The sequence below is a fragment of the Gulosibacter massiliensis genome (assembly GCF_900626105.1).
GTDB classification, from domain to species: domain Bacteria; phylum Actinomycetota; class Actinomycetes; order Actinomycetales; family Microbacteriaceae; genus Gulosibacter; species Gulosibacter sediminis.
Map to the genome: position 1 here is coordinate 1,281,214 of NZ_UYZX01000001.1, position 26,843 is coordinate 1,308,056.

Consider the following 26,843-nt stretch of genomic DNA (forward strand, 5'->3'; position numbering starts at 1 on the left):
TATCAGACTCGCTTGTGTTACACCTCAACGACTGCGTGGCGCGTCCGATTGCAACCCGGCGAGGTAGTCCGCGAAACCGTGCGGCGCGCGACCGAGTGTCCGCGCAGAGGTGCGCACCGGACATCGAGCGGACGCCACGACGCGATAACCTCCAGCCCGCAGAGCCTGCACGAGATGCACATCCTCGTCGTGTGTGACCGGAGGGAAACCGCCCGACGCGAGGTACGCATCGGCTCGGACACCGAGGTTCGCGCCATGGACGTGCTCGTGCCCATCAACCGGCCGATAGTCGTCTGCCCATTTGCTGAGCGTTTCGTTCATGTCGCTACTGCCGGTCGGGATCACCGTACCCACTATGGCGGCGGCGCCCTCCGCTGCCTCGCGCAGTTGCTCGACGCACCAGTGGGCCGGTACTTGAGAGTCGCCGTCGCTGTTGGCGATCCAGACATTTGAGGGCGGTAGCCTCAGGATCCCCAGCGCCGTAGCGACTCCGACTGCGCGTGTTCGTCCGACCATGCCCGATTCGAGCTGCACGAACTCCACCCGCGGATCGCCCGCAGATGCGGCGCGGGCGGCAAGCTCGGAGTCATCGACGCAGGTGTCGAATGCGAGAACAAGGAGAGTGCGGACGCCAAAACTCGACTCGGCAGCGGTCATCGCCGCCAGTGCCGCGACGACCGCTCTTCCGATGAGCGCAGCTTCGTCGCGTACCGGAATCACCACCGCCAACGCCGAGCACGCAGGACCGCTCATATCGAGTCACTCGACGCGTTCAATGTGAAGACTTCCAAAAGGAAGTCCGCTTCGTGGTGCGTGACCCGCGCGGTCCATCCACGTCGCCGGGCGGCTTCGTGCACGTCACGCCCGTCCAGCGCCCAACCGTCGATCGGGTGCAACCAATGGCAGAGCACCACCTGTGCGTCTGGCGTCACGGACGCTTCGATCCGTTCGAAGACCTCCCCCAGCTCGATACGAGTGAGGTAGTAACCGAATTCAGACATGATAACCAGGTCGAAGGGACCGGTGTCTGGCCAATCCGCTGGCACCTCGCGTTGCTCGACACGAACATGCCGGTACTTGGACAAGCGGACACGGCTGCGCTCGACGGCCACGTCACTCGCATCGATCGCGACCACAGATTCGCACCGCTGCGCCAGCCGCTCGGTGAGCGCGCCGGTCGCGCTCCCGAGCTCCAACGCTTGCCGGTAGACCGGACGAGAGAGCGATGTAAGCAGGACCTCTCGTTTGCGCACCTCGTAATCGCTGTCGAAGCGCCAGGGATCCGGGTCGCTGTTGAAGAGCGAGTTAAATGTTTCGCGCGCTTGCGGCGCTCCGAGCGAGCCGGGTTCGGTGCGAAGGAACACCTCCGTGTCTCGGTGAAAATGCTGCAAGAACTGCTCTGTGAGCACAGGAGCGTCCTCTGCCGCTGCGGAGAGCGGCGTCGTCTGGGACGGATATGCGGCCATCGCAAGCCGTTTTGCGCCCGCCGCGCTCGGATCGAGCCGAAAGGTGCGCATGGAACGCCAGCGAGGATCAGCGACGGGCTGAGCCCAGTGCCAGTACCAGATCGGAAACTCAAGCAGTGTCAGCTCAAGCTCGGCGGCTACTGCTGCGGCTATCTCGCCGACCGCGTCGTGGTCGGGATGGCCGTCGCTCCGCCATGGCGACGCAATGGTGCTGCCCGGAGTCACGAGTCGTCGAAGTTCCCCCTCAATTTCGGTACCGAACTCGCCCACATGTCCGTCGGGCAGCCCCAGCGCAGTGAACGAAACATGGTTGCAGGACTTCCTCGACGTGCTCCCGAGCGCGTCCATGGCTGCGGTGAACTCTCGCCGTCGAATCACGGCGAGTTCTTGGCGCGTGTGCGTGCGGGAGTCGGGATGCGACGCTTCACCGTCGCTGCAGAGCACCACGGTGACGTCATGCCCGTGTGCGGCCGCCGTCGCAATCAGACCGCCCGCTCCGAGTGTTTCATCGTCAGGATGGGCGACGACGACGACGAGCGGGGCGCCCGGGGAGAGGAGTTGTGTCGTCGTGACGCCGGGGAGCTCGTGCGCACAATCCCAGTCGGAAGCGCCCGTGCCGGGCTCGTCGTGCGTGAACCGCGGGGCGGTCATGATTTGGCGACCGGAGTTGAGGGCCCGGTGAGCGCATGCCACGGATCGTCACGCACGATGAACTCGCCAAGAGCGGCATCGTCTCGGCCGCCGTGATGCTGCTGCAGGTACATTGCGAGGTCAGCGACGCGACGGGCATGCACATCGTCGAACGCGAGGGCGGAAGGGCTGCGCGCCACACCCGAGATCTCGAGCACGTCGGCGCAGATGTCGGCGATCGTGCTGCGCAGCGCGAGGGAGTCTGGCCAATCGAATGAGGCGTTGTCGACGCGTTCCGCAGCATCGGTGAGCGCAGTCTTGCCGGTCCGAACCAACCGGGCGGCACGACCCAGTAGGGCGAAACCAATCTGATCCGGCGGCCGCTGCGTGGCCGCCGAGACGAGATCGCGGTAAACACCAACGGCGCCGCCGAACCAGCATGCGGCCACCCCGGCGCCGCCCCACGCGAATCCTGGTCTATCGAAATACCAGCCCACGGCGCCGACGGCTGTAGCGGGTACGTTGTCGAAACGAACCGGGCCGCTGGGGACGTGTGCGAGCCCACGGCTCACCCATCGCACCCGTTCCACCTGGACGCCGGGGTGGTGAAGATCGATGGCGAATAGCTGACGTCCCCCATCGGTGTGGGCGGTCACTAACGCGGCGTCGAGTGAAGCCGCGAGCGAGCACCACGGCTTGACGCCGTTCAAATGCACGTCCGACGCCGAGCCAGCATGATTGTGGGCCGTCAACGGTGAGTCGCCACCTTCCGCCGCATACACGCCCCAAGTGCCCTCGGCAGGTACTGGGTCGGGGCTCTGCGCAGTAATGGCCAGTGCGTCGAGGTGGGGTTCGAGCGTGCGCGCTGCGACCAGATCTGTGGCGGCCACTTCTGCGAGCAGCTCCCAGAGGGCAAGCGTGTGCTCGCCGGGGAGTGGAAAGTCCTCTGGCGAAATCGCGTCTTCGCCGAGGGTCGCGAGCATTGCTTGCGGTTCGCCGCGGCACTGCTCGGCGCTGGCGACGAGGCGTTCGACTAGACTGGCGAATTCTGCTGTGGCGGGGGTAAGAATGCTCCTGTCGGGTACTGGTGGGGCCGATACGACACCGCCGGTTTCAGAGTTCATCGGGCCTCTCCTTGTTCGCCAGGGGTCCATCACCGTCAATCCTCGCTGACTGATGCTGACTCTACTGCCATGCTCACAGGATCCCTGAGTCTTGGTATGATCGGCGCCGTCGCAGGTAGAACGAGCAAGGCTTACGAATTCAACAGCGTGTATTTCGCGCTGGCTGGCGGACCCCATCACCGATGTCATCGCACCGACCAAGCTGTGTGTTGGCGGTGTGGCACCCCTTGCGAAATCTAATTTACAAATGTAAATTAGTCGCTCGTGACAAGTACCAACGCCATCGACCCACGCGCCCTTCGCTCCCGAGCCGCGCTCATTGAGGCGGTCTGGGCGCATCTGGCTGCGGACGGGGGCACGCCCTCGATTACCGATGTCGTGAAGCGGGCCGGCGTGAGCCGGCCGACCTTCTACCAGCACTTCACCGATGTGCCGGATCTCGTGCGCGTCGCCACCCTGCAGCGACTCGGCGAGCTGTTTGAGCGCATGCCGAACGGGCTACAGGGCGACACGTGGGACGACTTCGCTCGCGCCCGCCTCACGCTGCTTTTCGGCGAACTCCAGCGGGACGCCGTGATCTACCTGCCGATCCTGAGCGGCCCGGCGGCCGTGCCCGTGCTTGCGGGTATCGTCCACTACCTCGCCGACCAATTCCTCCACCACTCGCCGCTCGCGCCCTGCCTCCGTGAGGGCGTCGACGAGCGCGAGGCCCTCGCCCGGGCCGAATTCCTCGGCGCCGGCGCAGTCTGGCGCGCGATCGCCTGGCTCTCGAGCGATTTCATGGGCGAGAATGCCCTGGAACCCACCGTGCAGCGCTTCGCCGCGAACATCCTTGCCGCCTCTGGTGCGGCCAACTACTCAATGACGGACTTCACGAAATGACCGAAACGCAAGCTAAGAACCGCAACGGAAAACTGTGGCGAGCCATCATTTTTGCCGGCCTCGCCACGGTGCCACTGATTTACTCGGGCCTGCTCACCGGCTCGTTCAGCGACCCGCAGGGCAACTTCGACAACATCCAGGCCGCCGTCGTGAACAACGATGTCGCCACCACGACCGAGACGACCGACGGCGAGACCAAGACCGTCGACCTCGGCGACCAGCTCACCGAGAAGCTCGTCGACAGCGACGAGTCGAAGAACTTCGACTGGGATGAGATGTCGGCCGACGAGGCTGCTGAGAAGCTCGCCGACGGCGAGGTGCTCGCGGTGCTGACGATTCCCGAGGACTTCTCGGCGAACGCGGTCTCGCCCGCGGGCGACGACCCGAAGCGGGCGCAGCTGCACATCGAGACGAACGACGCCGTGAACATGTTCGTCGGCACGATTGCGAACCAGATCGGCACCGTCGTTGCCGACGAGCTCGCCACCGAGGTGTCCCACGAGTATTTGACGAACATCTACGCCGGCTTCACCTCGATCCACGGCAGCCTGCAGGATGCCGCCGACGGCTCCGAAGAGCTCGGCAGTGGCATCGGCCAGGCCTACGACGGTGCGGGCGAGCTGCTGGTTGGTATCAACCAGCTCGTCAGCGGCACCGGTGAACTCGCGAGTGGCGCCGACACGCTCGCGAGCGGGGCCGACCAGGCCGCGAGCGGCGCATCCGACCTCGCCTCGGGTGCCGCGACGCTCGACGCGGGCGCGCAGCAGCTCTCTTCGGGCGCGCAGCAGGCCGCGAGCGGTGCGAACGAACTCGCGGCCGGAACGGCCGAGCTCGAGACGCAGACCTCAGGCCTGCCCGATCAGGCTGCGCAGCTCGACGACGGCGCCCAGAGCCTCGCCGACGGCGCCGGGCAGGTTGCCGACGGCACGCAGCAGCTCGCGGATGCAGTGAACGGCGCCGCGTCGACGGCCGAGACGGTCGCGACCGTGGCCGAGCAACTCACCGCCCAGGGTGGCGAGCTGCAGACCGGCGCCTCGAACGTCGTGACGAGCCTCGATGACCTTGCGACGAACTGGGACACCCTCACCGACGACGAGAAGCTCGCGCTTGTGACGCAGATACAGACGGGCGCACAGCAGGTGCAGACCGGCTTCGATGACGCCGCAACGAGCCTCGAGGGGATCGACCTCTCGAGCCTCGATGCGCTGCAGGACCCGGGAGCGATCGTCGACCAGGTTAACCAGCTCAATGACGGCGCGCAGCAGGTCGCTACCGGCGCCGAAACCCTTGCGGGCGGCACCTCGCAGTTGCGCGACGCCTCCGGCACCCTCGCCGACGGCATCGCGAAGGTGAACTCGGGCGCGCAGCAGCTCGCCGACGCGAACGCTCAGCTCGCCGACGGCGCCTCGGCCCTCGCCGGTGGCACGAGCACACTCGCCTCGGGAGCGAACACCCTCGCGGGTGGCACGAGCGAGCTCAGTGACGGCGCTGACGAGCTCGCCGACGGCGCGCACCAGGTCTCCGACGGCACGGGCGAGGCGGCCGACGGCACTAGCTCACTGCGCGACGGCCTCGATCAACTGATTGACGGCAGCGGCGAGCTCACCTCGGGCCTTGAGGACGGCGTCGACCAAGTACCCTCCTACACCGACAGCGAGTCAGAGACGCTGGCGGACGTCACCTCGAACCCGGTGCAGCTCGACACGAGCCGCCAGAACCAGGTCAAGAAGAATGCCGACGGCATGGCGCCCTACTTCATGTCGCTCGCGCTCTGGGTCGGCGGCATGGCGTACTTCATGATGCACGAGCCGCTTCGCAAGGCCCGTGGCAGTGGGTCGATCCTCGTCGACACCTTGCGGGCGTTCTTGCCCGGCGCGATCATGGGCCTCGTGCAGAGCACGCTCATGCTGCTCGTCGTGCACTTCCTCGTCGGCGTCGACTACGCACTGGTGTGGCCGGTAGTTGGTCTGGCGTTCCTCGCAAGCGTAACCTTCGTCGCGATGAACCAGGCGCTGGTCGCGCTGCTCGGCGCTCCGGGCCGATTCCTCGCGCTCGTGATGATCGTGCTCCAGCTCTCTTCGGCGGGCGCGACGTATCCCGTGCAGACGACGCCACCGTTCTATCAGGCGATCCACCCGTGGCTGCCGCTGTCGTACTCGGTCGAGGCGTTCCGCGCGCTCATTGCGGGCTCGACCATCAACGTCAGTGCGGCGGTCGGCCACCTGCTCATCTGGTTCGCGATCGCGCTGGTGGGCATCGCGGTCGCCGTCTGGCTCGAGCGACGCAAGATCGCAAAGCTAGCTCGCGACGCGGGGGCGGATGCTGAGGTCGATGAGGTGCGCGTCCTCGGGGGCGTCAACAACGTACCGAACCGCGCGAGCGACGGTCTCGGGGCGTAGGTAGCGCTCGGGGCGGTAGGCATTGCCGAGACCCTCCTGCAGCTCCACCTGCATGGGGGTGTCGACCTGGCCGGGCATGACCGTCGTCACGCGGACGCCGTACTCGGCCTCGTCGAGCCGGAGCGAGTCGGCGAGTCCCTTGAGGGCGTGCTTCGACGCGACGTAAGCGGCCATCTGGTGCGCAGGACGCACCGAGACGCCCGAGCCGAGGAACACGACGGTGCCCGCCGCCTCCCGCAGCTTCGGCAGCGCGAGGCGCGTGAGCAGCGCAGGTGCGACGACGTTCGTCGTGAGCTGACGCTGCCACTCGGCCGCATCCGTGTCGGCGAACGAGCCCGGCGTGCCCACGGCGGCAGAATGTACGAGTACGTCAACGCGCTCGAGCGAGTCGATGAGCGCCGCGACCTTGCCGCCAGGGGCGAACTCGCCCGCATCGCGCAGGTCGGCGGTGACCGTGATGTCGGCCCCGGTCGCGGCGAGCCGCGCCGCATCCCGCCCGAGCGCGACAATGCGGTGGGTCGACGCGAGCTCGCGCACGATCTCGTGCCCGATTCCGCTCGAAGCCCCGGTGACGATGGCGATGGCTTGGCTCACGTTGGTTCCTTAGCGGTTGGGGGAGAGCCGCTGCACAACGTCGGCGTACGCGTCGGCGTTGGCCCGGTAGAGGTTCCAGTTTCCCGCACGCTCGGCGCTCACGAAACCCGCCTGCAGCAGATGCTTGAGGTGATGCGACACAGTGGCCTGCGACAGCCCGACGGCATCGACGAGCTCGGTCACGGTCGTCGGCCGCGGGTCGTTCGCCGACACGATCGAGAGGATGCGCAGTCGCGCCGGCTCGGCGAGGGCCTGTAGCGACGCGGCGAGCGAGCGCGCGGCCGCCGCCGAGACGGGTGCGCCCTCACCACCCGGCCAGGCGACCCCGGAGTCGCTCATGCTTCGTCGTGCTCGCGCAGCTTGGTGCAGAGATCACGCAGCGTGACGAGCTCTTCGGGCGTCAGCACGCTGCCGACCCGATCGTTGATGTTCTCGGTGTGCACGATCGCGGCACTGCGGAACGCGCGCACCCCCTCGGCCGTCAGCTCCACGACCGTGCCGCGCGCATCCAGTTCGTCTTCCAGCTTCACCATGAACTCGCGCGCGACGAGGCGGTCGACGAGTCTCGAGACCGAGGATTGCGTGATCAGCACCGACGAGTTGAGCTCGCGCAGGCGGATGCGATGGTTCGGCGCGCGATACGTGTTGAAGAGTACGTCGTACTCGTTCATCGACATGCCGACATTGGTGAAATCCCGACGCAGGTCGCGCATGATCGACACCTGCGCTCGGAAGAGCGCTTCCCAGGCGTCGCTCGGCTTTGCGGCCGCGGCGGATCGATGTGCTGTGTCACTCACGTACGCGAGTCTAGGTTGCGGCGTGCGGAGAATGCGACGCAACCTCCCAGACCCCACCGAGATTAGTGGCGGTTGGGCGAGGGCGCGAGCGAGTGCACGATGCGCACGTCTGCGTGACGGTCGAAGCGGTAGCCGATGCCGCGCACGGTGCGCACGATGTCGGCGTAGTCGCCGAGACGCTGGCGCAGGCGGCGCACGTGGACATCGATGGTGCGCTCGTGCGGGCGCTCCTCGTGTGACTCACGCCACAGCACGTCGATGATCTCTTCGCGGCTGACGGTGCGGCCCTCCCGGAGCACGAGCGCCTGCAGCAGCTCAAACTCCTTGTACGTGAACTCGGCGTTCTCGCCCTGCACGAGTACGCGCTTGCGCGAGGTGTCGATTTCGACCTTTGCCTGCGAGCGCTTCGCCTCTTCGGCGCGCTCTTCCTCCTGGCGCGCGGCGCGCTGGTCGCGCACCGCGCCCGGCTCCTGGAGCGCGAGGCGAACGAGGTCGATGCTGTCGCCGGGGGCGCCGGCGGGTGCGAAGGCGACGGATGCGTAGCTCGAGGCCGACGGGGCGCGCTCAGCGAGCACGCGGCGCAGGGCGGTGACGACCTCGGTGAGGGTCACTCCATCGGCGGTCGCGGTGTCGGTGTCGAGCCCGACGTAGAGGGCGAATCCGCGGGTTTCGGGGGCCGGTGCGACCGGCTGCACCGGGGCTGCGGCCTCGCGCTGCTCGGCCGCAGCGGCGGGGTAGCTCGAGGTGACGGGCTTGAGCGCAGCCGCTGCCGTGGGAACGTGGGCGTGCGTGGGGCGTGAGAACGGGGCGATGTTCGACATGGAAGATTCCTTGCTGCAGATGAGGTCGTTGTGTGCGAGTACGTGCCCGGAATCGGGCTGGGTGCGCGAGAACCGCGCGCGGAGATACGTGCTAGCGACACATTCGACAGCACGCCACAACGCCGGCCATCATGCCGACTCGACCTGCCACCTCAAGGGCGAACACAGGGCGGGCGTAATTTGCAGTCATGTCGTTAAGTTTGTTTGCGCCCTCAACCAAAGTCAAGTAGGTATTCGAATTCAAGTGAGTTGTGGACGTTCGGCTCGCGGCCGATATCGGTCGGAAGTTGTATGGGGTGGTCCCTCGGGGTGATTTCAGGCCCCAGTTGAGCAGGCCCTGACCTCGCGTTCGTATACTCGCACCAGGCCGAGACGGCTATCAGTTTTGCGAGAAGGTGGGCCATGAATCAGCCGGTTATGGATCGCGCGATCGCGGACAGTGTGCAAATTGTGAGCGCCTCGCGCGCCGAACTCATGGGCCTGCTCGAACTCGTGCGCGCCGACTTCGACGGAATTCCCCGCAGTGGCTTCGACACCCCCACGGAACTCGAGTTTCGGGGACTCGTGCAGCGCTGGACCGAGCTGGCGACCGACCTCATTAGTGCGATCACCGGCTTTGAGGATGCGCTGCGCGAGAGCGCGCCCTCCGACGAGCCGCATGTGCCCAGGCGCGCGCCGATCGACCCGGGCAATATCGGCCTCGAAGACGCGCTCGAGCGTCTCGATGTCGCGCTGCGGTCGCGGCTGCCGCACTGGCCGGAGGGGCTCGCGCAGCAGTTTGAGCGCGCGAGGGCCGACGCCCTCACAGCCTGCGAAGGGCTCGCGTTCGTCAAGCAGCAGGTTGAGTACCTCGTGCTTGGCGTCGGCTCGGACGCCTAGTCGACGATGCCGTAGAGGCGGTCGCCCGCGTCGCCAAGACCGGGCACGATGAAGCCCTGCTCGTTGAGCCCCTCATCGAGCGCCGCGACGACGACCCGTACATTGGCGCCTGGGAAGTCGGCCTGCATCTTCTCGACGCCCTCGGGCGCGGCAACGAGGCAGATCGCGGTGACGTCGGTCGCGCCGGCCTCGAGGAGAAAGTGCACGGTGGCGGCGAGCGAGCCGCCGGTCGCGAGCATCGGGTCGAGGACGTAGCACTGGCAGTCGGCGAGGTCTTCGGGCAGGCGCTTCGCGTAGGTCTCGGGCTGCAGGGTCTCGTCGTTGCGGCGCATGCCGACGAAACCGACCTCGCAGTAGGGCATGAGCTTGAGGAAGCCGTCGAGCATGCCGAGGCCGGCGCGGATGATCGGCACGGCGAGCGGCAGCGGCTCGGTCACCTTCGACCCGGTCGTGGTGGCGACCGGCGTCGCAAACTCGACGCGCTCAACGCGCAGCCCCCGTGTCGCCTCATAGCTGAGCAGGTTGACGAGCTCGGCGACGAGCTCGCGAAACGCCGGCGACGGCGTCGACTTGTCGCGCAGCAGCGTCATCTTGTGGTCGATCAGCGGGTGGTTCGCGACGTGCAGCTCCATAGGAGTTAGCGTAGCGAGCGAACTTGCGTCGCGTGTGAAGTCGGAGGTGTCGGATGCGAGTACCTGAGCTCTATGAGCGCCTCATGCGGGTGTCGCTCGCCGAGGCGAGCCTTGCCGGCGCGTCCGGGGATATTCCGATTGGCGCGGTCGTGGCGGATGCCGACGGCCATGTGCTCGGTACGGGCCGCAATGTGCGCGAGGTCGAGCACGACCCGACTGGGCACGCCGAAATCGTGGCGCTGCGGGCGGCGGCGGCGGCGCTGGGCAGCTCACGGCTCGACGACTGCATCCTCTTCACCACGCTCGAACCGTGCGTCATGTGCGCCGGCGCGGCGCTCACAGCCCGCATTGCGCGCGTCGTCTTCGGGGCGTGGGATGCGAAGGCCGGCGCGGCGGGGTCGGTCTACGATCTGCTGCGCGACGGGCGACTCCCGCAGCGCAGCGAGGTGGTGGGCGGTGTGCTCGAAGCCGAGTGTGCGGAACCGTTAACGAGGTTCTTCGCGGGTCGCTAGTCAGTCCCAGCCGCGAATGACGACGTTCTCGGTGGGCACCGCTTCGGCGCGGCGCTCGGTTACGTCGGGTTCAAGGAACACGTGCTCGACCTCGGGCAGCGCGAGCTTGATGTTGGCGCGCAGCTGGGCAAACAGCGGTGGCAGGGCGACGAGGTCGTCGATGTTGGCGAGGCAGAACTGCACCCCGACGACCTTCTCGTTGTCGTCGATCGCTACCTTGAGCACTTCGTTCACGTAGGCGCTTTCGAGCATCAGCGTGCGCACGGTCTCCGCGGCATTCGACGTCATGATCGGCATCCCCTCTGTAGCGGCGTGATTTCACGGTGTCCCGCGCGGGGTCACCGTGATCGATGCGACCAGAATAGACTCCTTTACTGTGACTGACGCTCTGCCAAACCTGGCCATTCTCGGCACCGGCAACATGACCGGGGCCATTCTTGACGGTCTGCTGGCTGGCGACGCGCTCGCGCAGCTTCCGGTCCGCGTGACGACGAAGTCGCAGGCATCGGCCGACCGATTTGCACAGGAGCCGCGGGTCGAGGCCGCCGCCATCGAGACGAACCCGAACGCGAGTCGCGAGGCCGTCACCGGCGCGCAGATCGTGTTGCTCGGTGTAAAGCCATACATGATTGCCGATCTCCTCGACGAGGTGGGCGACGCGATCGAGCCCGGCGCCGTGGTGATTTCGGTCGCCGCCGGCATCACCACCGAGGCGATGGAGGCGCGGCTGCGCCGCGACGTGCGCGTCGTGCGAGCGATGCCGAACACCCCATCCGCTATTGGTCTTGGCGCCGCGGGCATCGCGGGCGGGCTGGCCGCCGACGCCGAGGCGATGGGCTACGCCCGCGCGATCTTCGCGGCGGTTGGCACTGTCGTCGAACTCGAGGAGTCGCGCATCCCGGCCCTCGCCGCGATCTCTGGCTCGGGCCCCGCGCACGTCTACTTCCTCATCGAGCAAATGACCGAGGCCGCGCAGCGCATTGGCATGAGCGCCGACGAGGCGCACGAGCTGGTTGTGCAGACTTTCCGGGGCGCCGTCGGACTCGTCGCCGCGAACCCCGACAAGACGCCCGCCGAGCTACGCCGCGCCGTCACGAGCCCGAAGGGTACGACCGAGCAGTCGATCGCCCAACTCGAGGCCGCCGATCTGGCCGGCACGTTCGAGGCCTCCATGCGCGCGAACATCCGCCGCAACGATGAACTCGCTGCGGGCTCGGCATGAGCCCCGACTTCCCAGAGAATCTCTACGAAGTCCTCGGCGTCGAGCCCGACGTCACCGACGCTGAGCTTCGTCGAGCGGGCCGCGCGCGTCAGCGCGAGACGCACCCCGACCTCGGCGGTGATGCGCAGCAGTTCACGCGCGTGCGGCTTGCGGTTGAGGTGCTCACGAACCCGCGCCGCCGTTCCGAACACGACTCGTGGCTCGCGCAGCTCACCGGCGTCGCGCCCGTGCGCCGAGACTACGGCGTGCGCCTGCGCCAGCAGCAGCGGGCGAGCCGCTCGCGCCCCGCGCCGCCGCGCCCGGCGACCCGCAGTACCGCCGCCGGCACCGACGAGGTGCCCACCTTCGAGCGACTGCCGCAGCCGAAGGTCGACGCTCGGCGGATGGGCTGGTACCGCACGCAGTGGCACCCCCACCCCGAGGTGTGGCCGCCCGCGCGCCCGCTCGTGCACGGCCCGCGCCTGCGCGAGCTGCTCACCGTGCTGCCCTTTATCCTCTGCACGATCGGCGTCTGCATCGCGCAGTCGCTCTTCGGCCTCTCGGTGCCGTGGTGGCTCGCGAGCTACGTGCTGCTTGTGCTCGCCCTCGTTTGGATCTCGTTGCGATGGGTCGGCGCGCGGCTGCAGCTCGCGCGCATCCTCTTCTGGGTGAACATCGCGGGCATCGCGCTCGACGCGGCCGGGGCGTTCCTCATCGCGATGTTCCGCATCTTCGAGGGCGACACCGAGCGCGTGCCCTACTACGTCGCGCGCGGCGTGCTCTCGCTCGTCGGCGTGCTGCTCGCGATGCTCGCGTCGTGGGGTCTTGAGCCGCGCACGAAGCGCATGGTGAGCGAGCGGATGCTCTGTGACATTGCGAACGAGACCGCGCCGGCAGTCGACTCCGAGCAGCGCCAATGGGGCACGCCCGGCGAGGTCGCGCTGCGGCACTCGCTCGCGGGCGTGAACCCGATTCGCCGTCAGTATGCCGAGCAGCTCATCGGCCCGACGCTCGACGCGCTCGAGCGCATCCCGGGTGTGCGCATCGTGCACGGCCTGCGGCTGCCCGACGGCGACGAGACGATCTCGACGATCTCGCACGCCGTGCTCTGCGGTCGCCGACTCGCGCTCATCGACGACCGCCTCTGGCACCCGGGCACCTACGGTCTGGATGCGCGGGGTCACGTCGTGCGCAACGGCGAGCCGGGCAGCGTGCCGCTCGACGAGTTCCCGCACCGCGTGACGCGGTTCCGCGAGACCTTCGCCGAGGTCGCGCAGGTGCGTGGCTGGCTCGCGATCACCCCGGATGGGCCGGGCGAGTTTGCCGTCGATAACTCGCGCACCTGGCAGCACGTGCGCCTCGCGTCGCCCGAATCGCTGCTGCGCGAGGTCGGCGAGTGGCTCGCCGTCGAGGGCGAGCAGCTCGACCGCCTGCTGCTGCGCGACGTGCTCGAGCTGCGCGTCGACGCCTAGCGAGCAGTCTTCCGGCTAGACGGCGCGCAGCAGCGCCTCGACCGCGTCCCGGCTCGCGGCCGCCGCGACGTCGATGCCGACGTGGAAGTCAGCGCCCGCCTCGGGCCCGCAGAGATCTGAGATGCCGCGCACCGAGATGAACTCGGCGCCGAGCGACGCGCAGACCTGCGCGATCGCGCACGACTCCATGTCGGTGCCGACCGCGTCGGGGAAGGCCTCGCGCATGTCGTCGACGTTGCGGGCGGTAACGAAGGTGTCGCCCGAGAGGATGCGCCCGACGTGCCAGCCGTGGCTTGGCGCGAGCTCCCGCGCGACCGCGAGGGCGCGCTCGCTGACGGGGAAGCGCACGGGCTGGCGCGGCACCTGGCCGCGCTCGTAACCGAACTCGGTCGCATCCGCGGTGCCGTAGGTGGTCGAGTCGGCGACGACGACCTCGGCGACGCGGGTCTGCGAGGCGAGGCCGCCGCACGTGCCGCCCGAGACGACGAGCGCCGGCTGCCACTGGGTGACCGCCCACGCCGCGACCGACGCGGCGGCGGCGAGGCCGATGCCGGTGGTCGCGATCGTCACGGGCTGGCCGGCGAATGTGCCGCGCCAGGCGAGCATCCCGTCGAACGGGGTCGCGACCTTGCTTGAGTAGGTGAGGGCGTCGACGAACGGCGCGGCCTCCTCGCGCATCGCCGTGAGGATGAGCCGCATCAGGCGCCTTCGCCGGTCACGTCGAGCCACTCGTCGCGGGCCGCGAGGAACCCGCGGACCGCGGCCTGCGCATCCTCGAGGGAGTGGTTCGCGCCCCAGCCACACTGCACCTCGTTCGCCGCGGGCACCTCGGTCGCGGCGAGGATGTCGGTGAAGGTCTGCTCGAGCAGCGGCAGGAACTCGTCGGTCTCGACGCCGAGCATGAGCGCGTAGAAGCCGGTCTGGCAGCCCATGGGGGAGAAGTCGATGAGCTGCTCGGTGTGGTTGCGCATGAGCTCGGCCGTGAGGTGCTCGATCGAGTGCACCGCGGGCATCTCGAGGTGGCCGACGTTCGGCTGCGTGAAGCGCACGTCGTACTTCACGAGCACGTCGCCACCGGGCAGCTCCTTGCGGTCGGCGATGCGGACGTAGGGTGCGCGCACCGTGCGGTGGTCAAGGTTGAATGACTCGACGTTCATAGGCATGCTTCGAGCCTAGACGCGAAGGGCCGCTAGACGTGGAGCGCGGAAAACCGCTCGACGTCCTCCGGCACGCCCGCGACGATGATGACGTCGTGGTCGGAGATCATCGTGCCCGCTTCGGCGTAGGTGAACTCCTCGCCCGGCGACTTCACGCCGACGACGGTGACGCGGTACTTCGTGCGGATCTCCGACTCTGCGAGCGTCTTGCCGCGCAGCGGCTTTGGCGGGTACATCTTCGAGAGCACGAAGCCGTCGTCGAACTCGATGAAGTCGAGCATGCGGCCGTTGAGTAGGTGCGCCGCGCGCTCGCCGGCCTCGGCCTCGGGGAAGACGACGTGGTGCGCGCCGATGCGGCGCAGGATGCGGCCGTGGGTTGTCGACATGGCCTTGGCCCAAATCTGGGGGATCTTGAGATCGACGAGGTTCGCCGTGACGAGCACGCTCGCCTCGATCGAGGTGCCGACCGCGACGACCGCGATCGAGAACTCCTGCGCACCGATCTGCTTGAGCGCATCGATGTTGCGGGCGTCGAGCTGCACGGCGTGCGTGACGCGCTCGGCCCACTTCTGCACAAGGTTCGCGTCGGTGTCGACGGCGAGCACCTCGCGGCCGAGCCGCTGCAGCTGGCCCGCGGTGGCGGCGCCGAATCGGCCGAGACCGATCAGTAGCACCGGGGCGGTGGGGGAGATTGCATCACCCAACGATGATCCTTTCTTCGGGCAGCGTGTAGAGCTGTTTTCGGTCACTCGACGCGACCGCGGCCGCGAACGTCACGGTGCCGACTCGACCCAACCACATCGTGGCCGTGAGGATGTAGACGCCCGTGTCGGGCAAGTTTTGCGTGAGGCCGGTCGAGAGGCCGCAAGTCGCGAATGCCGAGATGGTGTCGAACAGCGCGTACTTGAACTCGGTGCCGGTGATGTGCATGAGCGAGATCGAGGCGACCGCGACGATCGTCGCGCCCCAGAGCGCGACGGCGACGGCGAGGCGCAGTACGTCGTTCGGGATGCGGCGGCGGAAGACTTGCATGTCCTGCACACCCTTCGCCTCGGCGACGGCGGCGAGGAAGAGGATGGCGAGGGTGGTCACCTTGATGCCGCCGGCGGTCGACGCCGAGCCGCCGCCGACGAACATGAGCATGCTCATCACCGTGAGCGTCGAGTCGTTCATCGAGGCAATGTCGACCGTCGAGAAGCCGCCGGATCTCGTCATCGCCGAAGTGAAGCCGGCCGTGAATGGGGCGAACCAGGGCTCCTGGCCCGCGAGTGTCTCGGGGTTGTCGAATTCGAGCAGGTAGATGATGACCCAGCCGACGAGGAACAGGATCACCGTGGTCGCCAGCGTGAGCTTCACATGCACGCTGAGGCGCTGGCGAGTTTTCACCCATCGCGTCAGGGCAAAGATGACGGGGAAGCCAATCGAGCCTATGAATACGGCGGTCGCAATACAAATAAGAAACCACAAATTATGGTCGAACGGCGCGAGACCTTCGGCGTTCGGTGTGAAGCCCGTGTTCGTGAACGCGCTCGCCGCGTAGTAGAAGGCATCTCGCAGGGCCACCCACCAGGGGCCGTAGTCGGGCTGCAGCAGCAGCACCGGCATGATCAGCAGCGCGATGATCGTCTCGATAATGACCAGTGAAACTGCGACGGTCACGAGCACGCCGGGGATATCGCCGAGGCGCACCGCCTGCGATTCGGCGACGGGGCCTGCGTGCAGGCGCAGCGAGTTCTGGTCGGATGCGGCCATGAGCCGCTGGCGCAGGCCCAGCTTGCGGGTGACAGCGGTGCCGAGGATCGACGCGAGCGTGAGCACGCCGATCGCGCCGACCTGGAGGCCGAGGAAGATGATGCCGTCGCCGAACACCGACCAGTGTGTCGCCATGTCGACGACCGCGAGTCCCGTGACGCAGATGGTCGAGACCGCGGTAAACAGGGCCTGCGGGAACGACGTGTAGTGCCCATCCTCGGAGGAGATGGGGAGCATCAACACAAACGTGAAGAGAAAAATGATGCCGGTGAAGGCCAGCACGGCAAAGCGACTCGGAGAGTGTCTGCTCATGCTGGTGACCCAATCGCGCACTCGACGTATTGGCGAGTGCCGCGCAGTCTCCGGGCTCGGCATGACTGCGATCGTACTCGGGTGCACGGAATCTGCAACCACGCGCTTACGACCGGTGAGTGAATCAGCCGCACTGTATACCCGAGGCTTGAAGATTCTGGGAGCAACACTCTAGTGTTGACTCAGCACTCCGTTCACAATCGTCACACGGGGCACGACCGCAACAACAATCTGGGGGAAAGTATGGAATCGGAACTGTCTGACGTCCGCTTCCTCACGGTTGCCGAGGTCGCCGAGTTGATGCGTGTGTCCAAGATGACCGTCTACCGGATGGTGCACGCGGGTGACCTCCCCGCCGTGAAGTTTGGTCGCTCATACCGCGTGCCGGAATCAGCTGTTCAGGACGCGATCGCCGGAATTCGCGGCGAGGAGCGCGCCTAAATCCCCCTCGGGTGTAAAATTGCAGGATGTGCCTCCGCGCGCCGGAGGCCCTCTGCGCGCATCCCGCAAGATTTAAGGAATAACTATGGGTTCAGTGATTAAGAAGCGCCGCAAGCGCATGTCGAAGAAGAAGCACCGCAAGCTGCTTCGCAAGACTCGTCACCAGCGTCGAAACAAGAAGTAACGACTGCTGCAGCGTGAGGGGCGACGGGAGACCGGCGCCCCTCACGCGTTTCCCGCGCGGCCAGGCGACGCGTACACTGTCACTCGGTGTGCTGGGAAGTCTGGTCAGCGATGATTTTGCCTGCCCACAAGACCGGAGATGCCCCATGACGGCCCATCGCCCAGATGACACCTTCTCGCTCAAGGAGCGCCTCAACTCGCGCAAGATGGGTGGCACGCTGCTGCTCATCGCGGCCGTGCTAGCGATTGTCGTCGCGAACACGCCGCTCGCGCCCTTCTACGAGAACGTGCGCGACTTCGACCTGCCGCTGCCCTGGCTCGGTATCGAGCACATGTCGGTGGGGCACTGGGTGAGCGACGGGCTGCTCGCCATCTTCTTCTTTGTCGTCGGCCTCGAGCTCAAGCGCGAGTTCGTCACCGGCGCCCTGCGCGACCCGCGTACCGCATCCTTGCCGATCGCTGCTGCGGTGGGCGGCATGGTGGTGCCCGCCGCCACCTATGCAATCGTGGTGGGCGCGAGCGGCATCGATGGGATGCAGGGCTGGGCGATTCCCGTCGCGACTGATATTGCCTTCTGCCTCGGCTTGCTCGCCGTTGTAGGTAAGGGTCTGCCGAGCGCGTTCCGTACGTTCTTGCTCACACTTGCGGTGATGGATGACCTGCTCGGCATTATCGTGATCGCGATCTTCTACACCGCGGCCCTCAACTTTGTTGCGCTGATTGGCTCGCTCGTCGTGATCGGCCTCTACGCGTACCTGGTGAACCGCGGCATTAACAGGATCTGGCTGCTCGTACCGATCGCGCTCATTGCGTGGTGGCTGATGCTGCTTGCCGGTGTGCACGCGACGATTGCGGCGGTGCTGCTTGGGCTTGTCGTGCCGGCGCTGCCGCGCGGGAACGATGAGATCTCGCTTGCGGAGGATATGGAACACGACTGGAACGCCATTTCGCAGGGAGTCGCGCTGCCGGTGTTCGCCTTCTTTGCGGCCGGTGTGCCGTTTGCGCCGGGAGAGGGAAGCTCCGCGGATGCGATCACGCACCCGGTGTTCCTCGGTGTATTCCTCGGCCTGTTTGTGGGCAAGCCGCTTGGCATCTTCCTCACCGTGCTCGTGCTGCACGAGCTGCCGATGTTCCGGCTCGAGAAGCAGATCAACATGTGGGACATCGCTGCCCTCGGCGGGCTCGCGGGCATCGGGTTCACGGTGTCGCTGCTCATTGGAGAGCTCGCGTTCCGCAGCGACGCGACGTTCCTCGAGTTCGCCCACCTCGGCGTGCTGTTCGGCTCGCTCGCCGCGGCGCTGGTCGCGGCGTTCACGCTGCGCCTGCGCGTGAAGGCGCACCAGGGCGACCCGGCCGACGCGACCCACATGCCGCTGCCATGATCGTCGACTTTTACGAGAAGCCCGGCTGCCACCTCTGCGAGGACGCCGCCCCAATAGTCGTGGCCGAAGCGGCGGCCGCGGGCGCGGAGCTGCGGCGGCACAACATCCTGGCGGATGCGCAGCTGCAGGCGCGGTACGGCGAGTTGATTCCGGTGGTCGTGATCGACGGTGAGCAGCACTCGACATGGTTCGTCGATCAGGCTCGCCTGCGCGACGCCCTGGGATAATCGGGGCATGCGAGACGAAATCGACCGGGCCATTGTTCGGGCGCTGCGCAACGACGCGCGCCTGTCGATTCGCGCGCTCGCCGAGTCGGTGCACATTTCGCGGTCGGCGGCGCACGAACGCCTGCGCCAACTGATGGCGGATGGGGTAATCACCGGCTTCTCGGCGCGGGTCGATGTCTCGGCTGCTGGACTGCCGGTGCGGGCTCTGCTCGTGGTCGACACCGGCGCGACCGCCGCCGGGGCCGACCTCGCCGATCGCCTGCTCGAAGTGCCGTTCGTCACCCGCGTGCATACCATTGCCGGGGATATCGACTACCTCGTCGAGATCGCGGCGCCCTCGCACGAGGAGCTGAGCAACACCGTGCTGCAGCGCGTGTTGCGGATGCCCGGGGTCGAGTCGGTGCGCACCCACCTGATCATCGGCGAGCGCTCGAAGGACCCCCTCGACGACACCTCGTTCTCGGACCCCGACGACGAGTAGGCGCCCGGCCTGCCGCGCGATCGCTGTCGGTGTTCGCGGGTTCACGACAGAGCTCTCCCAAATCACAAGGACCCCGGATCTGTCGTGGGGTCTTTGGCAGAGTTCTCGCCAGTAAGCAGAGTGCTCGCCAAGAAGCCGGGTTCTCGCTGGGAAGCAGGGTTCTCGCCCGCTAGCAGGGTGCGGGACCTCAAACCGGGTCGTGGCGAGAGGTCTCCTCAGTCGGCAGGGCTCTCCCCAGTTAGAAGGGTGCGGGATCTGTGGTCGGGTCGTAGGCAGAGTTCTCCCCGAGTCCGTCAGCGGGTCTGAAGACAGGCTTCCGTGGCCCGATCGGGTCGGCGCGGGTGATGAAGATCTCCCCGAGTGGGGATTCCCATTCGTAGATCCCGTTGCCCAGGTGCCGGTATCGCCACGGCCGCTGATGTTTCAGGATGTGGTGTTGTCGACACAGGTGTGCCTGGTTATCGACGGGTCTGCTGAGGCCTTGATTTAGCCCGGGGTTAGGCCGCCAAGGCGACGGCTTCCATCATTATGGTCTCGAACTCGACGGGGGTCAGCCTCCCGAGTCGTCGCTGTCGGCGCTTGCGGTGATAGATGCCCTCGATCCATCTCACGATCGCGAGGCGGAGCTCGTGTCGGGTGCCCCACGGGTGCCGGTCGAGAACGTTCTTCTGCAGCAGCGAGAAGAAGCTCTCCATCGCCGCATTGTCCCCGCACGCCCCGACGCGGCCCATCGATCCGCGCAGGCCGTGACGTTTGAGCGCCTTGACGAAGCGGCGGGATCGGAATTGACTGCCTCGGTCCGAGTGGACGATCACGTCGGTCGGGTTCCCTCGGTGCGCGACCGCCATCTCCAGCGCCTTCACCGCGAGCCGCGCCTTCATCCTGGAGTCGATCGCGTACCCGACGATCCGGTTGGAGTGGACGTCCTTGATCGCGCAGAGGTACAGCTTGCCCTCACCGGTCCAGTGCTCGGTGATGTCTGTCAGCCACAGCTGGTTCGGGCCCTCGGCGGTGAAGTCGCGCTGCACGAGATCGTCGTGCACGGGCGGGCCAGCCTTCTTGTAACGGCGTTTGCGGGTTGTGATCGTCGAGCGGATCCCCGCGACCCGGCACAGCCGCCACACGCGGCGTTCGGAAAGCTGGTAGCCGAGGTCGGCGAGGTCGTCGGCGAGCACCCGATACCCGCCCTCGGGGTCTTCCGCGTGCAGCCGGCGTAGCACACCGATGAGGTGCTGCTCTTCCGTCTCGCGAGCAGAGACCGGGTTACGCAGCCACTGGTAGTACGCCTGCTTGGAGAATCCGAGCACCCGGCACGCCACCGCGACCGGCACCCTGACAGGGGCGCCGGCCGCGGCCATCTCGCGGACGAGCGGGTAGATCATTTTGGGGGTGTGATATGCACCTGCGACAGATACGCCGCGGCTCGCCGGAGCACCTCGTTCTCCATCTCCAGCTCGCGAATCCGCTTGATCGCGGCCGCCATCTCGCGGCGCTCATCAGGATCAGCGGGCGGGGTCAGCCCATGGGACTGGAACTTCGCATCACGCACCCAGGTCTGCAGCGCGGTCTTCGAGATCCCGAGATCCTTGCACACCACCTTCTGCGCGATGCCGGACTCCACAAGCGCGACAGCATCCCGCTTGAACTCGTCCGTGTACTTGATCGGCATGACTGCCATCCTTCCAGCGCAACCCTCTCAGGATTACGCGGTCAAGGACTCAACCAAACCTTCAGCAGACCCAGCGGCAGTTTGTTCGGAGCCGGGTGGATCTGTTCGTTGTTGTCTTGTAGACGCGTGAGCGGGCCAAAACGTGAGCCCTGGTTGCGATCTTTTTGCTGGGAGTTTCCTGACCGCGACGATGTGGTCGAGGAGCGAGTCGGCAACGGTTTCTGGGGGAGTGGGATTACTTCATCACGAGCCACCGACAAAGCTGCGGGGCGGTGAGAGAAGAGGGATCGGCAACGGATTCTGGGGGAGTGGAACTACCTCACCACGAGCCTCCGACATTTTTCGGCGCCGGTACGCAGCGTTGTCTGGCGCTCGGAATGACTTCACCACGAGCCAACGACTTTGCTCCGGGCCGAGATGCGGGCGGCTGATGGCGGACTTCGGCCCGGCACACACCACACCCACCCACCCCACCGTGCCAAACTCACCCGCATGACGATCGACGACCACGGACGCACCGAACCTCCCTTCACCGGCGACGAATACGAGACCCTGATCGGCTTCCTGGGCTTCCAGCGCGACACGCTCGAGTGGAAGACACGATCGCTCACCGACGAGCAGCTCCGCCAGACGCTCCCGCCGAGCACGATGTCGCTCGGCGGCATGCTCGCGCACCTCGCCTACGTCGAAGACAACTGGCTCGCCCAGCACGTCGGCGGCAGTTCCAACGAGCCCTGGGCGAGCACCGACTGGCAGGCCGACTACGACGCCGATTGGCACCTCGTGAGCACGACGTCGGGCGACGAGCTTCGCGAACTCTGGCGGGCATCCGTCGACGCATCGTGCGCGGTCATCAACCACGTGACGGGCGAGCGCGGCCGCGTCGCCGCGCTCGACTCGAGCTATGAGATCTGGAAAGGCGAGGATCCAGTCTCGCTGCGCTGGATCCTCGTGCACCTTATCGAGGAGTACGCCCGCCACAACGGCCACGCCGACCTGCTGCGCGAGTCGATCGACGGCGAAACCGGCGAGTAACCCGACTAAAGTCACCCAGACAAACGGCCCCCAAACACGCCAAAACACCAGACAAACGGCGAAACTTCACGGACGATTGGGCAAGGCGACCACGCCTCCTTCCCAGGCCTCGTGCGGCCCGGCGGCCCGGCGCATCCTGGAGCCATGCGAGACAACGACGTCGCGTCGCTGCTTCCCAGCGACTCACCCATTCAGCTGCTCAACGCGGCTGGCGAACCCGTCGAGGGCGCGTACGAGCTGCCCGACCGCGACACGCTCGTCGAGGCCTACCGACGCATGGTCATCGCCCGCCGCTGGGAGGCGCAGGTCACCGCGCTCACCCGCCAGGGTCGCCTCGCGACCTACCCATCCGCCTACGGCCAGGAGGCCGGCGAGGTCGGCAGCGTGCTCGGCCTCGAAGACCGCGACTGGCTCTTCCCGACCTATCGCGAGTCGTCGGCGCTGCTCACCCGCGGGATGCACCCGCGCGAGATCCTCGCGTTCTTCCGCGGCGACTGGCACGTCGCCTACGACCCGTATGAGTGGCGCGCCTCGTCGCTTTCGACCCCGTTGGCGACCCAGTCGCTGCACGCCGTCGGCTTCGCGCACGGCGAGCACCTGCAGGGCCGCGACACTGTCACCCTCGCCTACCTCGGCGATGGCTCGACGAGCGAGGGTGACGCCCACGAGGCGATGAACTTCGCCGCGACCTGGCAAACCGCCACCATCTTCTTCGTGCAGAACAATCAGTACGCCATCTCGGTGCCGATGAAGCACCAGACCCGCTCGCGCTCGATCGCCGACCGCGGCGCCGGCCTCGGCATGCCGGGCGTCAGCGTCGACGGCAACGACGTCGCGGCCGTCATCGCGGTCGTGCGCGAGGCCGCCGAGCGGGCCCGCGCCGGCCAGGGCCCCACGCTCATCGAGGCGCGCACGTACCGCCTCGAGGCGCACACGAACTCCGACGACCCGAGCCGCTACCGCGAGTCGGCCGAGGCGGATGCGTGGCGCGAGCAGGATGCGATCGAGCGGCTCGAGCGCTACCTCGCGGCCACGGGCGAGCTGCCCGAGGTGCCCGAGGCCGAGGAAATCGCACAGCTCACCCGCGACGTCATGAACGAGGACGTCACGGTCGACCCGCTCGAACTGTTCGAGCACGTCTATGCGGAGCCGCGCGCGGCGTTGCGCGAGCAGCGCGATGCGCTGGCGGCCGAGCTCGCAACGAGGGAGGCATGACCATGATCGACACCGGTTACGAAACCGCCGCCGCGGCCGAGCCCGAGGAGCGCGACGTGCCCACCGCATCCGCGCCCGAGACCCTGAGCATCGCCGCCGCCCTCACCGCGGCGCTCGACGACGCGCTCGCCGCCGACGACCGGGTCGTCGTCTACGGCGAAGACGTCGGCCCGCTCGGCGGCGTCTTCCGCGTCACCGACGGCCTCGCCGCAAAGTGGGGCCCGCAGCGCGTGTGGGACTCGCCGCTCGCCGAGTCGGGCATCGTCGGCACCGCGATCGGCATGGCGATGGCGGGCATGCGCCCCGTCGTCGAGATGCAGTTCGACGCGTTCAGCTACCCGGCACTCGAGCAGGTCTTCTCGCACGTCGCGAAGATGCGTAACCGCACGCGCGGTCGGGTCGAGCTGCCGCTCGTTATCCGCATCCCCTACGGCGGCGGCATCGGCGGCGTCGAGCACCACTCCGACTCGTCGGAGGCCTACTGGGCCCACACCCCGGGCCTCACGGTGCTCACGCCTTCGAACGCGCACGACGCCTACCACCAGCTGCGCCACGCGATCGACTCGCAAGACCCGGTGATCGTCTTCGAACCGAAGCGCCGCTACTGGACCCGCGGCGAGGTGCGCCGCGACGAGCCCGGCACCGACTGGAACCGCGCCCGCGTGCTGCGCGAGGGCGACGACGTCGTGCTGCTCAGCTACGGCCCGACCGTCGAGGTCGCCCTGCGTGCAGCCGAGCTCGGCGCCGAGGAGGGGCTCAGCGTCGAGGTCATCGACCTGCGCTCGCTCTCGCCGTTCGACGACGAGACGGTGTCGGCCTCGGTGCGCAAGTGCTCGCGCGCTGCGGTGATTCACGAGGCCGCCCAGTTTGGCGGCTACGGCGCCGAGGTCGCGGCCCGCGTCATGCAACGCAATTTCCACTGGCTCGACGCCCCCGTGCTGCGCGTCACCGGCTTCGACATTCCCTACCCCTCGCCGAAGCTCGAGGAGTTCTACCTGCCCACCGCCGAGCGCGTGCTCGCCGCACTTGACACCTGGGAGTGGTGATCATGAACCGCGAATTCATCCTGCCCGACCTCGGCGAGGGCCTCGTCGAGGCGACGATCGTCGACTGGAAGGTCGCCGTCGGCGACGAGGTGCACATCGACCAGCTCGTCGTTGAGGTCGAGTCGGCCAAGTCGATCGTAGAACTGCCCGTGCCCTACGCCGGCACCGTCGTGTCGCTCGGCGGCGCGGTCGGCGACACGCTCAACGCCGGCCAGGTGCTGCTGACGGTCGGTGTCGGCGCGGATGCGCAGCTCGAGTCGGATGTGCCGGCTCCCGCCCCAGCGCAGGCCACCGAACCCGCCGACGGCACCGCCGTCAACGCAGGCTCGGGTGCCGTGCTCATCGGTTACGGCACGAACGACAGCGAGGCGCGGCTGAAGCGCCCCGAGGGCGGCCGCTTCAAGCGCCGCAGCAAGTGCGCCGAACCCGTGGCCGAGAGCTACGAGACCGGCGCGAGCACAGCATCCGCCGCGAACCCCGCGAACCCCGCGAACCCCGCGAACCCCGCGAACCACGCGACCGCCGCCGCGAGCCCGGCCACCGCATCCGCTCGCGTCGCGGCCGCACCTGCAGCATCTGCCGGCTCGGCAGCCACCGCCAACCCCGCAACCACCGGCCAGCTCGACGAGTCGCGCAACTCGCCCGTCATGTCGCCGCTCGTGCGCCGCGAGGCGAAGGAAGCCGGCTTCGACGCGCGGCACCTGCAGGGCACCGGCCCGAACGGCCTCGTGCTGCGCGACGACGTGCGCGCGGCCATCGCGCAGCTGCAGTCCGACGTGCCCGCGACCGCCGAGCTCGCCGCCCAGAATGCCGCCAACTTCGGCGACCGCCGGGTGCCACTCAGCGGCATGCGCGCCGTCACCGCGAAGCACATGGCCTCCTCGCACGCCGAGGTGCCAAAGGCGACGATCTGGCTCGACGTCGACGTGACGCCGCTCATCGAGCTGCGCCACAGCCTGCAACAGGCGACGGGCGAGAAGTTCAGCATCACGACGCTCATCGCGCGCCTCGTCGTCGCGGGCCTACGCAAGCATCCGCGCCTCAACTCGAGCTTCGACGGCGACGCCGTCATCGAACACGGGCGCATCAACCTCGGCCTCGCGGCGCAGACCCCGCGCGGGCTCGTCGTGCCGGTCGTGCACCACACCGAGTCGATGAACCTGCGCCAGCTGCGGGATACGGTGGGCGAGGTCGTCGCCGCGGCGGGCGAGGGCAAGTTCCCGCCCGAGCGCCTGCGCGGCGGCACCTTCACGCTGAATAACTACGGCGGCTTCGGCGTCGACGGCGCCTCGCCGATCATCAACCAGCCGGAGGCGGCGATGCTCGGCATCGGGCGCATCAAGGATCGCCCGTGGGCCTACCGCGGCGAGATCGCGCTGCGCAAGGTCGCGACCTTCAGCTTCGTCTTCGACCACCGTGTTTGCGACGGCGAGGCCGCGAGCCAGTTCCTCACCTTCGTGACTGACCGGATTGAGCAGCCAGAGCTGCTGTACGCCGACCTGTAGCGGCCACGGGTGATGCGAGCGGCGCGGGGCCCCGGCTTCGCGCCGCTTTGTCGTCTCGCGGGCGGGTCGGCACGAGTCGGCGCAGCCGCAGCTCCGGCGATTCGACGAAGGTCCACGACAGCCACGCGAGCGGCACGACGATCGTGATCGCGATCACCGCCGTCACCCACGGGCTCAGCCAGCCGAGCCCGAAGAGCATGATCAGCTGCTGGATCGGGAATGCCCAGATGTACATGCCGTACGAGAGGTCGACGCGGTGCGGCAGGCGCAGCGGCAGCACCGCACCCGCCCAGAGCACGGCGAGCGCGAGCGGCAGCGGCGTGAGGTAGGTGCCCCAGCCCATCGTCGCGAGCGGGATGACCGCGGCCGCGCAGGCGATCGGCAGCCAGGGCTTCAGACTGATGCGCTCGCGGAAGACGTAGAGGAGCATCCCGGCGAGGAAGTAGCGGGCGAGGCGCAGTGCGACGCTCGCCGCGACGAACAACACCGGAATCACGAGGTGCAGGTGCCCGCGCACCCACTTGCTCAGAAACAGCACGCCGACTGCCAGGTACGCGGCGCCCTCGTACATGAGGGTCCAGAGCGAGCCGTTCCAGGTCGCCCGGTAGGGCTCGAGCTCGAGGGTGCCGTCGATCGTCGACTGATTCACCTCGAGCAGCGCGTTCTTCGTGACGCAGCTCACGGCGTCGCCGAAGTCGTAGTGCTGCATCGAGAGGATTGACGCGAGCGGCGCAAACACGAACGCGGTCACTAGCAGCACCGTCCAGAGCCCGGGGAAGATGCGCAGCGCACGCCGCCAGAGGTACGGGCCGATCGGCATGCGGGCGGCGGATGCGGTGACCAAGTAGCCGCTCAGCACGAAGAACGCGAACACCGCCCACTCGCCGAGGCCGCGGGTGGGATGCGAGCTGAAGCCCGAAATGAGCCAGGTGTGGGAGACGATGACGACCGCGGCGAGGAGGAAGCGCAGGACGTCAAGGCCGTTTTCGCGGCTTGAAAGCCGATCACCCAGAGTTTGCATCGGCACGA

At 67.5% G+C, this 26,843-nt stretch carries 30 protein-coding genes; 15 read left to right on the forward strand and 15 right to left on the reverse strand.

The features are described from left to right. Positions 1–24: 24 nt before the first annotated feature. The 3 genes from EJL01_RS06225 to EJL01_RS06235 are packed head-to-tail and all read right to left on the reverse strand — an operon-like array spanning position 25 to position 3,220. Entirely contained in the window at positions 25–753 is a 729-nt protein-coding gene (locus tag EJL01_RS06225; protein WP_125106715.1) for a glycosyltransferase family 2 protein, read from the reverse strand. Then, the gene (locus tag EJL01_RS06230) at positions 750–2,117 is read right to left on the reverse strand and encodes a bifunctional PIG-L family deacetylase/class I SAM-dependent methyltransferase (protein ID WP_125106716.1); all 1,368 of its coding nucleotides are present in this window, start codon (positions 2,115–2,117) and stop codon (positions 750–752) included. The genes EJL01_RS06225 and EJL01_RS06230 overlap by 4 nt, the downstream gene beginning before the upstream one ends. Beyond that, complete coding sequence (locus tag EJL01_RS06235; RefSeq protein ID WP_241209128.1) at positions 2,114–3,220, reverse strand: acyl-CoA dehydrogenase family protein; 1,107 nt, start codon at positions 3,218–3,220, stop codon at positions 2,114–2,116. The genes EJL01_RS06230 and EJL01_RS06235 overlap by 4 nt, the downstream gene beginning before the upstream one ends. A gap of 264 nt (positions 3,221–3,484) precedes the next feature. Here EJL01_RS06235 and EJL01_RS06240 point away from each other — a divergent pair, with 264 nt between their 5' ends. Both EJL01_RS06240 and EJL01_RS06245 read left to right on the forward strand, forming a co-directional pair. Beyond that, positions 3,485–4,102 (forward strand): TetR/AcrR family transcriptional regulator, encoded by a 618-nt coding sequence (locus EJL01_RS06240; protein WP_125106717.1) that lies wholly within the window; start codon positions 3,485–3,487, stop codon positions 4,100–4,102. Beyond that, positions 4,099–6,501, forward strand: a complete 2,403-nt coding sequence (locus EJL01_RS06245; protein WP_125106718.1) for a YhgE/Pip domain-containing protein — start codon at positions 4,099–4,101, stop codon at positions 6,499–6,501. The genes EJL01_RS06240 and EJL01_RS06245 overlap by 4 nt, the downstream gene beginning before the upstream one ends. Here EJL01_RS06245 and EJL01_RS06250 read toward each other — a convergent pair. From EJL01_RS06250 to EJL01_RS06265, 4 genes are all read right to left on the reverse strand, one after another. Further along, positions 6,400–7,095 carry an SDR family oxidoreductase gene (locus EJL01_RS06250; protein ID WP_125106719.1) on the reverse strand — a complete coding sequence of 232 codons (696 nt, stop codon included), beginning with the start codon at positions 7,093–7,095 and terminating at the stop codon, positions 6,400–6,402. The two genes, EJL01_RS06245 and EJL01_RS06250, sit on opposite strands and share 102 nt — an antisense overlap. A 9-nt stretch (positions 7,096–7,104) precedes the next feature. After that, entirely contained in the window at positions 7,105–7,434 is a 330-nt protein-coding gene (locus EJL01_RS06255; protein ID WP_125106720.1) for an ArsR/SmtB family transcription factor, read from the reverse strand. Continuing rightward, a complete protein-coding gene (locus EJL01_RS06260; protein ID WP_328744244.1) occupies positions 7,431–7,892 on the reverse strand; it encodes a MarR family winged helix-turn-helix transcriptional regulator in 462 nt (153 codons plus the stop codon). The genes EJL01_RS06255 and EJL01_RS06260 overlap by 4 nt, the downstream gene beginning before the upstream one ends. A gap of 62 nt (positions 7,893–7,954) precedes the next feature. After that, positions 7,955–8,713 (reverse strand): winged helix-turn-helix domain-containing protein, encoded by a 759-nt coding sequence (locus tag EJL01_RS06265; RefSeq protein ID WP_125106721.1) that lies wholly within the window; start codon positions 8,711–8,713, stop codon positions 7,955–7,957. 402 nt (positions 8,714–9,115) lie between these two features. On the opposite strand from EJL01_RS06265, the gene EJL01_RS06270 reads away from it, so the two are divergent. Then, positions 9,116–9,592, forward strand: a complete 477-nt coding sequence (locus EJL01_RS06270; RefSeq protein WP_125106722.1) for a hypothetical protein — start codon at positions 9,116–9,118, stop codon at positions 9,590–9,592. Here EJL01_RS06270 and upp read toward each other — a convergent pair. Then, positions 9,589–10,224, reverse strand: coding sequence for a uracil phosphoribosyltransferase (gene upp / locus EJL01_RS06275; protein ID WP_125106723.1), 636 nt, complete (start codon positions 10,222–10,224; stop codon positions 9,589–9,591). The two genes, EJL01_RS06270 and upp, sit on opposite strands and share 4 nt — an antisense overlap. 53 nt (positions 10,225–10,277) lie before the next feature. Between upp and EJL01_RS06280 the strand changes: the two genes are divergently transcribed. Then, complete coding sequence (locus EJL01_RS06280; protein ID WP_125106724.1) at positions 10,278–10,736, forward strand: nucleoside deaminase; 459 nt, start codon at positions 10,278–10,280, stop codon at positions 10,734–10,736. Here EJL01_RS06280 and EJL01_RS06285 read toward each other — a convergent pair whose 3' ends face one another. Then, positions 10,737–11,024 (reverse strand): hypothetical protein, encoded by a 288-nt coding sequence (locus tag EJL01_RS06285; protein WP_125106725.1) that lies wholly within the window; start codon positions 11,022–11,024, stop codon positions 10,737–10,739. An 88-nt stretch (positions 11,025–11,112) separates the two neighbouring features. Here EJL01_RS06285 and proC point away from each other — a divergent pair, with 88 nt between their 5' ends. Next, the gene (gene proC / locus EJL01_RS06290; RefSeq protein ID WP_125106726.1) at positions 11,113–11,958 is read left to right on the forward strand and encodes a pyrroline-5-carboxylate reductase; all 846 of its coding nucleotides are present in this window, start codon (positions 11,113–11,115) and stop codon (positions 11,956–11,958) included. Next, on the forward strand, positions 11,955–13,409 hold the full coding sequence (locus tag EJL01_RS06295; protein WP_125106727.1) for a J domain-containing protein: 1,455 nt from the start codon (positions 11,955–11,957) through the stop codon (positions 13,407–13,409). Before proC ends, EJL01_RS06295 begins: the two co-directional genes overlap by 4 nt. A 15-nt stretch (positions 13,410–13,424) precedes the next feature. Here EJL01_RS06295 and mtnN read toward each other — a convergent pair whose 3' ends face one another. Genes mtnN through EJL01_RS06315 form a run of 4 tightly spaced genes read right to left on the reverse strand, consistent with a single transcriptional unit; the run spans position 13,425 to position 16,630 of the window. Continuing rightward, the gene (mtnN, locus tag EJL01_RS06300; RefSeq protein ID WP_125106728.1) at positions 13,425–14,108 is read right to left on the reverse strand and encodes a 5'-methylthioadenosine/S-adenosylhomocysteine nucleosidase; all 684 of its coding nucleotides are present in this window, start codon (positions 14,106–14,108) and stop codon (positions 13,425–13,427) included. Next, positions 14,108–14,566 (reverse strand): S-ribosylhomocysteine lyase, encoded by a 459-nt coding sequence (locus EJL01_RS06305; protein WP_125107435.1) that lies wholly within the window; start codon positions 14,564–14,566, stop codon positions 14,108–14,110. Before EJL01_RS06305 ends, mtnN begins: the two co-directional genes overlap by 1 nt. A 32-nt stretch (positions 14,567–14,598) precedes the next feature. Continuing rightward, positions 14,599–15,270 (reverse strand): potassium channel family protein, encoded by a 672-nt coding sequence (locus tag EJL01_RS06310; protein ID WP_125106729.1) that lies wholly within the window; start codon positions 15,268–15,270, stop codon positions 14,599–14,601. Beyond that, positions 15,263–16,630, reverse strand: coding sequence for a TrkH family potassium uptake protein (locus EJL01_RS06315; protein ID WP_125106730.1), 1,368 nt, complete (start codon positions 16,628–16,630; stop codon positions 15,263–15,265). The genes EJL01_RS06310 and EJL01_RS06315 overlap by 8 nt, the downstream gene beginning before the upstream one ends. A 243-nt stretch (positions 16,631–16,873) precedes the next feature. Between EJL01_RS06315 and EJL01_RS06320 the strand changes: the two genes are divergently transcribed. The 5 genes from EJL01_RS06320 (at position 16,874) to EJL01_RS06340 (ending at position 19,344) form a co-directional block, all read left to right on the forward strand. Beyond that, positions 16,874–17,071 (forward strand): helix-turn-helix domain-containing protein, encoded by a 198-nt coding sequence (locus tag EJL01_RS06320; protein ID WP_125107436.1) that lies wholly within the window; start codon positions 16,874–16,876, stop codon positions 17,069–17,071. Positions 17,072–17,156: 85 nt separating this feature from the next. Beyond that, entirely contained in the window at positions 17,157–17,255 is a 99-nt protein-coding gene (locus EJL01_RS06325) for a 30S ribosomal protein bS22 (RefSeq protein WP_005504750.1), read from the forward strand. 145 nt (positions 17,256–17,400) lie between these two features. Further along, positions 17,401–18,636 carry a Na+/H+ antiporter NhaA gene (gene nhaA, locus EJL01_RS06330; RefSeq protein ID WP_125106731.1) on the forward strand — a complete coding sequence of 412 codons (1,236 nt, stop codon included), beginning with the start codon at positions 17,401–17,403 and terminating at the stop codon, positions 18,634–18,636. Then, complete coding sequence (locus EJL01_RS06335) at positions 18,633–18,863, forward strand: glutaredoxin family protein (RefSeq protein WP_125106732.1); 231 nt, start codon at positions 18,633–18,635, stop codon at positions 18,861–18,863. The genes nhaA and EJL01_RS06335 overlap by 4 nt, the downstream gene beginning before the upstream one ends. Positions 18,864–18,870: 7 nt before the next feature. Next, entirely contained in the window at positions 18,871–19,344 is a 474-nt protein-coding gene (locus EJL01_RS06340; RefSeq protein WP_125106733.1) for an Lrp/AsnC family transcriptional regulator, read from the forward strand. Between the two features lie 497 nt (positions 19,345–19,841). On the opposite strand, the gene EJL01_RS06345 is transcribed toward EJL01_RS06340, so the two are convergent. Further along, a protein-coding gene (locus EJL01_RS06345) for an IS3 family transposase (RefSeq protein WP_125106734.1) occupies positions 19,842–21,013 on the reverse strand; the annotation gives its coding sequence in 2 pieces (ribosomal slippage) (positions 19,842–20,737 and positions 20,737–21,013; 1,173 coding nt in all). A 492-nt stretch (positions 21,014–21,505) separates the two neighbouring features. Here EJL01_RS06345 and EJL01_RS06350 point away from each other — a divergent pair. From EJL01_RS06350 to EJL01_RS06365, 4 genes are all read left to right on the forward strand, one after another. Beyond that, positions 21,506–22,048: a DinB family protein gene (locus EJL01_RS06350; protein ID WP_125106735.1), complete on the forward strand. Its 543-nt coding sequence runs from the start codon at positions 21,506–21,508 to the stop codon at positions 22,046–22,048. Between the two features lie 144 nt (positions 22,049–22,192). Further along, positions 22,193–23,263 (forward strand): thiamine pyrophosphate-dependent enzyme, encoded by a 1,071-nt coding sequence (locus tag EJL01_RS06355; protein WP_125106736.1) that lies wholly within the window; start codon positions 22,193–22,195, stop codon positions 23,261–23,263. Continuing rightward, positions 23,260–24,309, forward strand: a complete 1,050-nt coding sequence (locus EJL01_RS06360) for an alpha-ketoacid dehydrogenase subunit beta (RefSeq protein WP_125106737.1) — start codon at positions 23,260–23,262, stop codon at positions 24,307–24,309. The genes EJL01_RS06355 and EJL01_RS06360 overlap by 4 nt, the downstream gene beginning before the upstream one ends. Positions 24,310–24,311: 2 nt before the next feature. Continuing rightward, a complete protein-coding gene (locus EJL01_RS06365; RefSeq protein ID WP_206427683.1) occupies positions 24,312–25,814 on the forward strand; it encodes a dihydrolipoamide acetyltransferase family protein in 1,503 nt (500 codons plus the stop codon). Here the strand turns inward: EJL01_RS06365 and EJL01_RS06370 are convergent. Continuing rightward, the gene (locus EJL01_RS06370; RefSeq protein ID WP_125106738.1) at positions 25,759–26,835 is read right to left on the reverse strand and encodes an acyltransferase family protein; all 1,077 of its coding nucleotides are present in this window, start codon (positions 26,833–26,835) and stop codon (positions 25,759–25,761) included. The two genes, EJL01_RS06365 and EJL01_RS06370, sit on opposite strands and share 56 nt — an antisense overlap. Between the last annotated feature and the right edge of the window lie 8 nt (positions 26,836–26,843).

What these genes read in the sequence shown, in the direction of transcription:
- EJL01_RS06225 (WP_125106715.1), bottom strand. Translation starts at nt 753, where the DNA reads ATGAGCGGTCCTGCGTGCTCGGCGTTGGCGGTGGTGATTCCGGTACGC.
- EJL01_RS06230 (WP_125106716.1), bottom strand. Translation starts at nt 2,117, where the DNA reads ATGACCGCCCCGCGGTTCACGCACGACGAGCCCGGCACGGGCGCTTCC.
- EJL01_RS06235 (WP_241209128.1), bottom strand. Translation starts at nt 3,220, where the DNA reads ATGAACTCTGAAACCGGCGGTGTCGTATCGGCCCCACCAGTACCCGAC.
- EJL01_RS06245 (WP_125106718.1), top strand. Translation starts at nt 4,099, where the DNA reads ATGACCGAAACGCAAGCTAAGAACCGCAACGGAAAACTGTGGCGAGCC.
- EJL01_RS06255 (WP_125106720.1), bottom strand. Translation starts at nt 7,434, where the DNA reads ATGAGCGACTCCGGGGTCGCCTGGCCGGGTGGTGAGGGCGCACCCGTC.
- EJL01_RS06265 (WP_125106721.1), bottom strand. Translation starts at nt 8,713, where the DNA reads ATGTCGAACATCGCCCCGTTCTCACGCCCCACGCACGCCCACGTTCCC.
- EJL01_RS06270 (WP_125106722.1), top strand. Translation starts at nt 9,116, where the DNA reads ATGAATCAGCCGGTTATGGATCGCGCGATCGCGGACAGTGTGCAAATT.
- upp (WP_125106723.1), bottom strand. Translation starts at nt 10,224, where the DNA reads ATGGAGCTGCACGTCGCGAACCACCCGCTGATCGACCACAAGATGACG.
- EJL01_RS06280 (WP_125106724.1), top strand. Translation starts at nt 10,278, where the DNA reads ATGCGAGTACCTGAGCTCTATGAGCGCCTCATGCGGGTGTCGCTCGCC.
- EJL01_RS06285 (WP_125106725.1), bottom strand. Translation starts at nt 11,024, where the DNA reads ATGACGTCGAATGCCGCGGAGACCGTGCGCACGCTGATGCTCGAAAGC.
- EJL01_RS06295 (WP_125106727.1), top strand. Translation starts at nt 11,955, where the DNA reads ATGAGCCCCGACTTCCCAGAGAATCTCTACGAAGTCCTCGGCGTCGAG.
- mtnN (WP_125106728.1), bottom strand. Translation starts at nt 14,108, where the DNA reads ATGCGGCTCATCCTCACGGCGATGCGCGAGGAGGCCGCGCCGTTCGTC.
- EJL01_RS06305 (WP_125107435.1), bottom strand. Translation starts at nt 14,566, where the DNA reads ATGAACGTCGAGTCATTCAACCTTGACCACCGCACGGTGCGCGCACCC.
- EJL01_RS06315 (WP_125106730.1), bottom strand. Translation starts at nt 16,630, where the DNA reads ATGAGCAGACACTCTCCGAGTCGCTTTGCCGTGCTGGCCTTCACCGGC.
- EJL01_RS06320 (WP_125107436.1), top strand. Translation starts at nt 16,874, where the DNA reads ATGGAATCGGAACTGTCTGACGTCCGCTTCCTCACGGTTGCCGAGGTC.
- EJL01_RS06325 (WP_005504750.1), top strand. Translation starts at nt 17,157, where the DNA reads ATGGGTTCAGTGATTAAGAAGCGCCGCAAGCGCATGTCGAAGAAGAAG.
- nhaA (WP_125106731.1), top strand. Translation starts at nt 17,401, where the DNA reads ATGACGGCCCATCGCCCAGATGACACCTTCTCGCTCAAGGAGCGCCTC.
- EJL01_RS06335 (WP_125106732.1), top strand. Translation starts at nt 18,633, where the DNA reads ATGATCGTCGACTTTTACGAGAAGCCCGGCTGCCACCTCTGCGAGGAC.
- EJL01_RS06340 (WP_125106733.1), top strand. Translation starts at nt 18,871, where the DNA reads ATGCGAGACGAAATCGACCGGGCCATTGTTCGGGCGCTGCGCAACGAC.
- EJL01_RS06350 (WP_125106735.1), top strand. Translation starts at nt 21,506, where the DNA reads ATGACGATCGACGACCACGGACGCACCGAACCTCCCTTCACCGGCGAC.
- EJL01_RS06355 (WP_125106736.1), top strand. Translation starts at nt 22,193, where the DNA reads ATGCGAGACAACGACGTCGCGTCGCTGCTTCCCAGCGACTCACCCATT.
- EJL01_RS06360 (WP_125106737.1), top strand. Translation starts at nt 23,260, where the DNA reads ATGACCATGATCGACACCGGTTACGAAACCGCCGCCGCGGCCGAGCCC.
- EJL01_RS06365 (WP_206427683.1), top strand. Translation starts at nt 24,312, where the DNA reads ATGAACCGCGAATTCATCCTGCCCGACCTCGGCGAGGGCCTCGTCGAG.
- EJL01_RS06370 (WP_125106738.1), bottom strand. Translation starts at nt 26,835, where the DNA reads ATGCAAACTCTGGGTGATCGGCTTTCAAGCCGCGAAAACGGCCTTGAC.